The 7951-nt window shown below is 55.3% G+C and carries 9 protein-coding genes and 1 tRNA gene; 3 read left to right on the top strand and 7 right to left on the bottom strand.

All coding sequences use genetic code 11. The features are described 5' to 3' along the window. Positions 1-218 precede the first annotated feature (218 nt). Positions 219-1007 (top strand): hypothetical protein, encoded by a 789-nt coding sequence (locus GAL01_RS15590; protein ID WP_145995664.1) that lies wholly within the window; start codon positions 219-221, stop codon positions 1005-1007. Between the two features lie 122 nt (positions 1008-1129). Here GAL01_RS15590 and GAL01_RS14980 read toward each other — a convergent pair whose 3' ends face one another. From GAL01_RS14980 to GAL01_RS15010, 7 genes are all read right to left on the bottom strand, one after another. Further along, entirely contained in the window at positions 1130-2893 is a 1764-nt protein-coding gene (locus tag GAL01_RS14980) for a DUF6538 domain-containing protein (RefSeq protein ID WP_231865198.1), read from the bottom strand. A 34-nt stretch (positions 2894-2927) separates the two neighbouring features. Beyond that, positions 2928-3013 (bottom strand) — tRNA-Leu (locus tag GAL01_RS14985). Between the two features lie 7 nt (positions 3014-3020). Next, positions 3021-3704: a M48 family metallopeptidase gene (locus GAL01_RS14990; protein ID WP_062027173.1), complete on the bottom strand. Its 684-nt coding sequence runs from the start codon at positions 3702-3704 to the stop codon at positions 3021-3023. 5 nt (positions 3705-3709) lie between these two features. Next, positions 3710-4201 (bottom strand): YcgN family cysteine cluster protein, encoded by a 492-nt coding sequence (locus tag GAL01_RS14995; protein ID WP_062027175.1) that lies wholly within the window; start codon positions 4199-4201, stop codon positions 3710-3712. Next, positions 4198-4602, bottom strand: coding sequence for a hypothetical protein (locus GAL01_RS15000; RefSeq protein WP_231865199.1), 405 nt, complete (start codon positions 4600-4602; stop codon positions 4198-4200). Before GAL01_RS15000 ends, GAL01_RS14995 begins: the two co-directional genes overlap by 4 nt. Then, positions 4602-5636 (bottom strand): extracellular solute-binding protein, encoded by a 1035-nt coding sequence (locus tag GAL01_RS15005; protein WP_231865200.1) that lies wholly within the window; start codon positions 5634-5636, stop codon positions 4602-4604. Before GAL01_RS15005 ends, GAL01_RS15000 begins: the two co-directional genes overlap by 1 nt. Before the next feature lie 171 nt (positions 5637-5807). Beyond that, positions 5808-6980, bottom strand: a complete 1173-nt coding sequence (locus tag GAL01_RS15010; RefSeq protein ID WP_062027181.1) for an ABC transporter ATP-binding protein — start codon at positions 6978-6980, stop codon at positions 5808-5810. Positions 6981-7066: 86 nt separating this feature from the next. Here GAL01_RS15010 and GAL01_RS15015 point away from each other — a divergent pair, with 86 nt between their 5' ends. Both GAL01_RS15015 and GAL01_RS15020 read left to right on the top strand, forming a co-directional pair. Next, a complete protein-coding gene (locus GAL01_RS15015; protein WP_062027183.1) occupies positions 7067-7345 on the top strand; it encodes a hypothetical protein in 279 nt (92 codons plus the stop codon). 77 nt (positions 7346-7422) lie between these two features. Continuing rightward, on the top strand, positions 7423-7857 hold the full coding sequence (locus GAL01_RS15020) for a hypothetical protein (protein WP_062027185.1): 435 nt from the start codon (positions 7423-7425) through the stop codon (positions 7855-7857). Positions 7858-7951 lie beyond the last annotated feature (94 nt).

Genomic DNA, 7951 nt, shown 5'->3' on the forward strand with positions numbered 1-7951 from the left:
GATCACTGAGCGGACAGGAAAATCTGGGGGGGGGGGAAGGGAAACATCCACTTTTGGACGAAAAAACTGGCGAAGCTGACGTCAATAGATGATTGAACAAAGATTTAGGAAAATGAAAAATATATATTATTGATAATTTGTCGAAATATAGTATGAAATTGGAATATTATTGTTATACAAAAAATTATTTTAAACGTAATTTGTGAGTTTTTGATAGAATGAAAGAATATACTAATTTTTCGAATATCATTGATGATCCTCGATCTGACGGCAGACAGCCTATGCGAACAGCTATACGCAACCTTGCGAGGGAGGTTTGCAGACAAAATAGTCAACAAAAAAACTTAGCTAGCCTGTTTAGCCAGCCTTTTTCAGAATTGAAGAATAGCAAATCGCGTTATCTATTGCCTAATGCAATGAAGGAAGGTTTTCGGAATGTTTTTTTATTTGACCGAAGAATAAAATTTTATGACGAAGTCGATATTATAATTCCTGTAGCAGATGATAAAGAAGACGTATTCCCACTAAAACGTATTGATTATTTGGTCACCAATACGGAAAGTAAAAAATGTATTGTTATAGAATTAAAAACAAGCATGGGTTTTGATGGTTATGCAGCATCCCTGATTGAGTTCATGCTTTTACACTCCAATAAAAACATCACCATGAATAAAAAAAGAAATGCATTTAATGATGCTTTAAATAATATGCCATTACATGGAATGGACATTCTTCATATATTATGCTCTGTTAATTTTCCTGATCACATAGAACAATGGACACCTTTGTTGACACGCGGAACTCCTCTTGAAAATAAAATCGAAACCCTACTGATATTTGCGCCATTTCGTTACCCGGGCCATGGCCAAATGCCATCCCCTCAAGACACAAGCAATTATATTAATGATTTTATGACAAAAGTAATGACTTGGCTGCAGGCAGGCCTTCCAAACGAAGATTACCAACTGGATACGTCTGCTTTTAAGAGTGGCGGATTAACTCAATAATGTCTGATTTGAGGCGAAAGCAGAAGGTCTTCTATTCTACCCACAACAAGAAATTAGTTCCTACATGACACTTTGTATGAAGTGGGTTTTGCCGTGGAATAAAGGAAGAGACACTTGAGTCCTCATCCAAGCGGGGGAAGGTTGAAGGCGGGATACTGAATTGATTCGACCGTTCTCTTCAGGTTCTGCATCTCAATGCCGCTCAGATATGTCGTGGCACCTTGGCTCTTGTGACTGGCCTCATGTCCCAGCAACGCATCAATCCAAAGCTCCCGGATATCGCTGTTCTGGTTTCGCAGAAGTGTTGAGACAGTATGCCGGAACCCATGGAATGTGACTACTGGCGGAAGCTCCATCATCATTTTGTAGCGGGAAAACGCTCGACTGAAGTCAGCACCACGATTGCCATCCGTTGATGTCTTCAACTCAGAGAAGAGATATTTCTCGCCTGCGTTCTGGAAATTCAGAATACCCCAATCGAGGAGGACAGAATGGATAGGAACAAGACGTTCTCCGGCCTCAGTCTTGGGAGACCAGTTGTCTTCAGGATGAGCACAAACGCGGAAGCATGAAACGCCATCGATAGTCTGAACGTCTTCATTGCGGAGATTGCAGATTTCTCCCAAGCGCATACCGCTATAAGCAGCAATCATCGTGATGCCTTTGAAAGTATTAGCAGGAATACTGCACAAGGGCCATGGCGTTTGCAGGAGTTTGTCCATCTCCTCTGCTGTCCAGGCGCGACGCGGGTTTTTCTTGGTCAGATTGAAGTCCCAATTCCCCCACGGATTTTTTTCAACCATATCTCTTCGAAGCAGGTCGTTCCAGAGCGATGAGAGCCGCATAAAATGGTTCTTCACAGTCTTTGCGCTCAGCGTCGATACATCGTGAGATGCGGCTCTTTCGATTTCGTCTTGTAGAGAGAGGTTTTTGGTTTTGCCGTGTGATGCTGGCAACGAGAATAAGACATCCCTGAAATCACCGGCGATTTTGCCATCGATGTTTCGTATCGACAGGTCTCCGAAAGCTTCGATGAAGAGCGCCACGGTTCTGCTGGTGTCTCTCTGAGTTTCGAGGCTTTTGGTAGGCTTGCTGTTCAAAAAGCGGTTGAGCGCCTCAGTAAGTAAAATGGCGGGCCGTGTCTTCGGTGTTGCTACGCCCTTTTTGGGCTTTGTCTCAGTTTCATTGGTCGCAGGCGCTGAGGTCTCGGTTGCAGCGCTCCGACCATCGAGCGCTTTTGTGAATGTACTCAAGAGCGTCTCATGAAGACGTTTGATTTCGTTCTCAAGACCTTTCTTCTCAGCGGCGCTGATATGGGAGGCCTCGATCAGTTTGCGAGTCATTGCTGTCATATGATTCTGGCTGTCGAGTGCGACCGCAATGATTTTTTCGATACCTGCGCTCAAAGCCCGTACGTCGTGAGCGTGCTGCATCGTGCTTTTATAGTATTTGATTTGTCCGGCCATCTCCGCTGACGAGACGTCATTCTTTCGAATGGTCTCCTGTGTTGCCAACATGTCTTTGTATTTTTCCAGCAAAGCCCGATAGACGTCGTCTTTGGTTTCAAAGCCGTGTTTCTTCATGAAATCGGCACTCTCGTTCGGAGAGGGCATGGAGGTTTCAGAAGGCGGTTTGGAACGGCTCACGCTGCGAAGTCCTCTGAACACATCACTCGTCTGCGCATGCAGCTCTGCTGCGCGACGTCGGGCTTCAACTTTGCCTGCTGTTCCCAGCGAGATCCAGATCTCGCTTTTTCCGAGAATCGGACGGAGCGCCTGAGGCACCACACGGCGGAAGTGGAATCGTGAACCAACTTGTTTGAGCACGAAGCTTCTCCAGATTTTGGAGAAGAGCTTTGGAGAACCAACCCGCAAAGTGCGGGTCATATCCTCATATTTCCAATGAAATCAGAGAGTTATGTGGTGCGAGCTGCGGGACTCGAACCCGCACGTCCTTGCGGACTCGAGATTTTAAGTCTCGTGCGTCTACCATTCCGCCAAGCTCGCACAACCCTCATGCTGCGCGCAGGAGAGCGGTACCGTTTTCTCTCAACCAGCGCTCCGCTGCAAGACGTCCTGTTCGTCCTTCGGGAATAAAACTGTCCACCAGAGTCCAGAAGTCGGGGCCATGATTGAAGTGTTTCAGGTGCGACAGTTCGTGGATGACAACATAATTCTGTATTGGAACAGGTGCCATTAGCAGGCGCCAGCTGAGCATGATCCGGCCCTGTTTCGTGCAGCTTCCCCAGCGCGTTCGGACCTCGCGCAGGTCGAGGCGTGTGGGATAAAGATTCATTTTTTCAGAATGGGTCTGAAGGGTCTGGGTCAGGCGTTCTTTTGCCAGAAGCTGAAGGAAATCGCAGACGCGGCGGGTCGTGTGGGAAGCATCTCCGCTCACATGGAGCCCATCTGCATCAAGCCAGCATCCGCGTCTGGCTGTGGGGTCATGAAAAATGGGAACGTGGTGCCCGTCGATCATGACGTGAGAACCGTCTGTCAGTGCGGGCTTTTCCGGCAATGCCGCAAGGGCTCTTGCGATCCATTCCGTCTGTTGGTGAACGAAGGCCAGAGCTCGGTCCCTGGTGACATTCTGGGGCACCGTGACGATGACTTCGCCGCGCACAGGTTCGATCCGCAGAGTGATGCGCCTGGCCCGTGCCGAACGCTTCCAGATCAGTGGAACGGTCGGGGGGAGCATGGATGTCAGCCTTTGAGTTTCAGGACCTGACACAGCGGCGAGCGGTCCGGCCATTCGCCAGGCCAGTCTTCCAGATGGTCTTCCAGAGGACCTGCGCGACGCTCGCTGATGCAGCGGTCCTGAACGGACGCACCGGAACTGTGGACGCCTTTGCCGTTACCCGTGCGCAGCGGATGCCAGTCGGGAAGATCAAATCCGTCGCGCAGCAGGCGATAGGAGCAACTGGGCGGAAGCCAGTCGATCTCGGCCAGAAGTGCCGGGGTCAGGGTCACGCAGTCCGGGATCTTGCGGTGACGGTCCGCGTAGTCGGTGCAGCGGCAGGTGTGAGTGTCGAGAAGGCGGCAGGCGACGTTGGTATAGATGACCTCTTCCGTATCTGCGTCGCGCAGTTTGTTGAGGCAGCACCGGCCACAGCCGTCGCAGAGAGACTCCCACTGCTCGGAGGACATCTGGTCCAGAGGAACGGTTTGCCAGAAAGGCGTGGAAGGAGACGTCATGGATGGTCCAGCAGGGCACAGGCGATGCAGAAAGCAGTCGCAAGAAGAAAGGAAAGAAAAACAGACGGCAGCAGGAGCGGGAACCAGATCAGGCGCAGGCGTGTCGGCAGGTCTGCTCCCAGACCGATGGCGGCGCGGGTTGTGCCGGGAGGAAGGGTCAGCAGAGTGGCGCCTGTCGGAAAGACCGCTGCGGGTGCGATGAGCAGCCCTTCCAGCCATCCCGGAGCGGAATGCAGGCTGGCCAGAGCGAGTGCCAGTCCTGGTCCGGGAAGAAGCAGGATCAGCCCCAGGCGGCGCAGAACCGGCGCTGGCAGAACCCGTATGAGCAGTGCGATCAGCGCACAGGCTCCGAGAAGTCCCGTCAGGATCGAGGGGAGGTTGAGGCGAAGAGCGAGGGCCATCAGGGTGTCCGGGGAACGAAACGTGCTTCGAACTGCTGTTCGAGTGCCTCGCCGTGCAGGGACCAGAACGTGTCGCTGACTGTCAGGAATGTAGGAGGTTTCTCCGGGGGAACAGGAACGGGCATGTCCTCCAGATGAGGAGCGTGCATTCTGAGCTGCTCAAGGGTCCGGTGTGCGCTCTCCGCGGAAACATTGGTGGGAATGGCCCAGAAAAGCGGAGAGCGGAGAACACCCTGCGTACCGGCAACGAAAAGCGATGTCGCCGGACCGGATGGGGCCCGTGCGCTCACGCTGGTGACTTCCGTGGCGGGCGCGCTCAGCATGAGGGCACCGCTCTGTTCCATGATGCGCGCGGCATCGGCAGGCGTTTCCCACCACACGATATAGGGTCGCAGCAGATCCAGCCTGCGGAGCGCACGTTCCACGCCGGCCGATGTGGACAGCGTGGAATAGATGTCCTGTGGCGCAACGCCGTCAGCCAGCAGGGCGATTTCCAGTGTGGTCCGGGCGCCGAAATGCAATCCCCGTCGTCCCGGATGGCGGGCCACGTCCCAGAAGTCCTGCCAGGTCGGTGCAGTTGTCAGGCGTGAGCGGTCCCAGGTCAGTGCAATGTCGCTAACACCTCCGGGAATGCCGCAGGTCGGCGTGCTGTCGACCGGATGAACCCATTTGCCCTCACAGGCCTGCACCAGTTGCGTACCGGTTACGAGAACGGCCATCCATGCGGGCTTGGCCGCCTGCGTTGCGGTCTGAAGCGTGGTTGTCCGGCCGTCCCATTCTACCAGAGGCAGAGTGGTGTCTGTGGAGGTCAGGGCGTGTGCTGCGATTGTTCCCTGGGGAACACCAAAGCCGGGTTCAGGGTGATGGACGGGTTTGCGAACGTGGCGAGTGCGTCTGTGTGCATGGGCCGAGGCCGGCGCGGGTACGAAAACGGATGTGATGTCGTGTCCGACAGACGTTAAAAATGTTCCGATGCCGTTACTCTGGTGCGGCGACGCGGCCTGTGCTGCCGGGCGCAGCAAAGACAGAATCACTAGCGCGCACAGGGGTGTCCGAAGCGGGAGGCTCCTGTGGGAGGCCCGACCAGATGTCCGGGAGACATGTCGCGAAGGGAAGGCGGGCCGGGTCAGAACGAAAGGATCCTTAGAAAAATTCAGGTGTCCGAAAGGGGCTGCCCGGTTGTTTCCGGACGGGGCGGGCGCAGTTTAATACATCCCGGCGCCCAGCGGAAAGGCCGTCGCATGGGCAGCGGGCCATGCAAGCTGTACAGCCGTGCCGGGGGCAGGAATTTTCTGGGCCTGAAGCGGGGGGCGGCGCAACTCAATTTCCGTCCCTTCCGCACAACGGACGCGCATGCGGATATGGTCTCCGAGATGGGTGCTGTCGGTCAGCACGCCCCGCACGGGGATGTCTCCGTCGTCGTCCATGCCGAGGCTCTGGGGGCCGAAAAATGGCGATATCCGGTCCGGGCGAACGCAGACAAGACATTCCTGACCCTCAATCAGATCTTCGGAAACCATGGCGTCCACAATCCCGCCGCAGGCGAGATGTACGCGGGCCACGTCATCACCGATGTCCAGAACCTGCCCCGTCAAAGTATTTGTCTCGCCGAAAAGGGTTGCGACTTCAACGCAGGCGGGACGGTCATAGAGGCGGGCTGCGTCAGCGCACTGCAAAAGCACATTATCCTGAAAAACCGCAATGGCACCGCCGGAGCGCAGGGCATCTTCACGACGTGAGACGGCATGGATGACGCTGAGGTTCAGGGCACGGGAGAGGGTGCCCAGCAGGATCGGGATGCGGCGTGCGGCATGCGGATCGAGCGCGTGGAGCGGGTCGTCAAGAAGCAGGACGTCAGGTGAAGTGATCAGGGCGCGCGCCAGTCTGACGCGCAGGGACTGTTCAGCATTCAGTTCAGCCGGTCGCAGGTCGGCATGACCATCCAGCCCCATGAGCGAGATCATCCGTCCGGCAGCAGCCAAGGCTTCCGTTTTGCCTTTCCGGTTCGCGCGCAGGCTGAAGGCGATGTTGTCGCGCAGGTTCAGATGCGGAAAAAGCGGGTCCCGCGGGCTGACAATCCGCATGCGCCGTTCTGCGGGCGGGCGGGACGTCACATCCTCACCATTGACCGTGATGGTGCCGCCCAGAGGAGGCAGGAAGCCTGCCAGTACATCCAGAAGGCGCGACAGGGCCGCGGGCTGGTCGCCGAAAAGGGTCAGGGTCGCGCCGGGCTGGAGCGACAGATCGACGGGCTGTGCGTCAATGGCGGCGCGCAGCCCGACAATGTCCAGCACGGGCTCCACGACGGCCTTCGGGCGGGAGGGGCGGACGCTCCCCTGCTTGGGAGCCATGCGGGGAGCGCCTGACAGGCCTGACATGCAACCTCTGGGAGAATGAATCGTTATGAGCGAAACAAAATCAGGCCAGAACAGATCTGACCTGATACTGAAGAAGGGGTTTGAACATGAGCCGTAAAAGCGTCAAGGATAACATTGAAGTTGCAACCGAGACCACGCAGGCTCAGATCGACGGTCTGCGGACCCAGTTGCAGGAACTCCTGAACAACCGCATCAATCCTGCTCTGCTCGACGCAGCAGATCGCACGGATCATGCCGTTGCAAATGCCCGCAAAATCACGGATCATGAAATTGAAAATGTTTCGACGCGTGTACGGGCGCGTCCGATCGCAGCCGTCCTGATTTCGGCCGTTGTCGGTTTCCTTGCCGGCCGTTTCTCCAAGTAACAGCCCGGTTCTTTCCAGGCAGGAGACGGACGGCATCTCGTCCGGCTCCGTCCTGAAGAAGAGGCAAACGATTTCCCATGAAGCCCATTGAACTCGGACAGGACGTCCTCTCCGCCCAGGGACAGATCCTTTCCCGCTCTGCCATGCGAATCGGCCGCAGAGTCGCCTATGGTGTTGTCGCGGCAGTCTTCCTGATGTTCGCGGCGATCTCGTTTCACGGGCTCCTGTGGGCATTTTTCATTGATGTGGTCGGACTGGGTTACGTCGCGTCCGCACTCTGCGTCATGGGTGTGGACCTTCTGTTCGTTCTGATCTTCGGCCTTCTCGCGGCCCGTTCCATTCCGGATCCTGTTGCGATCGAGGCGCGTATCCGTCGGGATCGCAAGCTGGCACAGCTCAAACAGTCCGTGGCTATGGCAGCGCTGACAGGCGTTGTATTCGGCCCTGCCGGACGTTTCACATTCCGGCGCGTGCTTGATCTCGTGCGCAATATTCTGGGTCTCAGGAAATAAGACATTTTGTGGCTGATATTGGTCAAAGCCATATAGTCAGCCCCAGCGTAATGGCGTAAGCACGTCGCCAGCACACAACCTCCTCATTATTTGA

Origin of the sequence: Gluconobacter albidus, assembly GCF_002723915.1 — a bacterium.
In the GTDB taxonomy this organism is placed as follows: domain Bacteria; phylum Pseudomonadota; class Alphaproteobacteria; order Acetobacterales; family Acetobacteraceae; genus Gluconobacter; species Gluconobacter albidus.

What these genes read in the sequence shown, in the direction of transcription:
- GAL01_RS15020 (WP_062027185.1), top strand. Translation starts at nt 7,423, where the DNA reads ATGAAGCCCATTGAACTCGGACAGGACGTCCTCTCCGCCCAGGGACAG.
- GAL01_RS15010 (WP_062027181.1), bottom strand. Translation starts at nt 6,980, where the DNA reads ATGTCAGGCCTGTCAGGCGCTCCCCGCATGGCTCCCAAGCAGGGGAGC.
- GAL01_RS15015 (WP_062027183.1), top strand. Translation starts at nt 7,067, where the DNA reads ATGAGCCGTAAAAGCGTCAAGGATAACATTGAAGTTGCAACCGAGACC.
- GAL01_RS14980 (WP_231865198.1), bottom strand. Translation starts at nt 2,893, where the DNA reads ATGACCCGCACTTTGCGGGTTGGTTCTCCAAAGCTCTTCTCCAAAATC.
- GAL01_RS14990 (WP_062027173.1), bottom strand. Translation starts at nt 3,704, where the DNA reads ATGCTCCCCCCGACCGTTCCACTGATCTGGAAGCGTTCGGCACGGGCC.
- GAL01_RS15590 (WP_145995664.1), top strand. Translation starts at nt 219, where the DNA reads ATGAAAGAATATACTAATTTTTCGAATATCATTGATGATCCTCGATCT.
- GAL01_RS15000 (WP_231865199.1), bottom strand. Translation starts at nt 4,602, where the DNA reads ATGGCCCTCGCTCTTCGCCTCAACCTCCCCTCGATCCTGACGGGACTT.
- GAL01_RS14995 (WP_062027175.1), bottom strand. Translation starts at nt 4,201, where the DNA reads ATGACGTCTCCTTCCACGCCTTTCTGGCAAACCGTTCCTCTGGACCAG.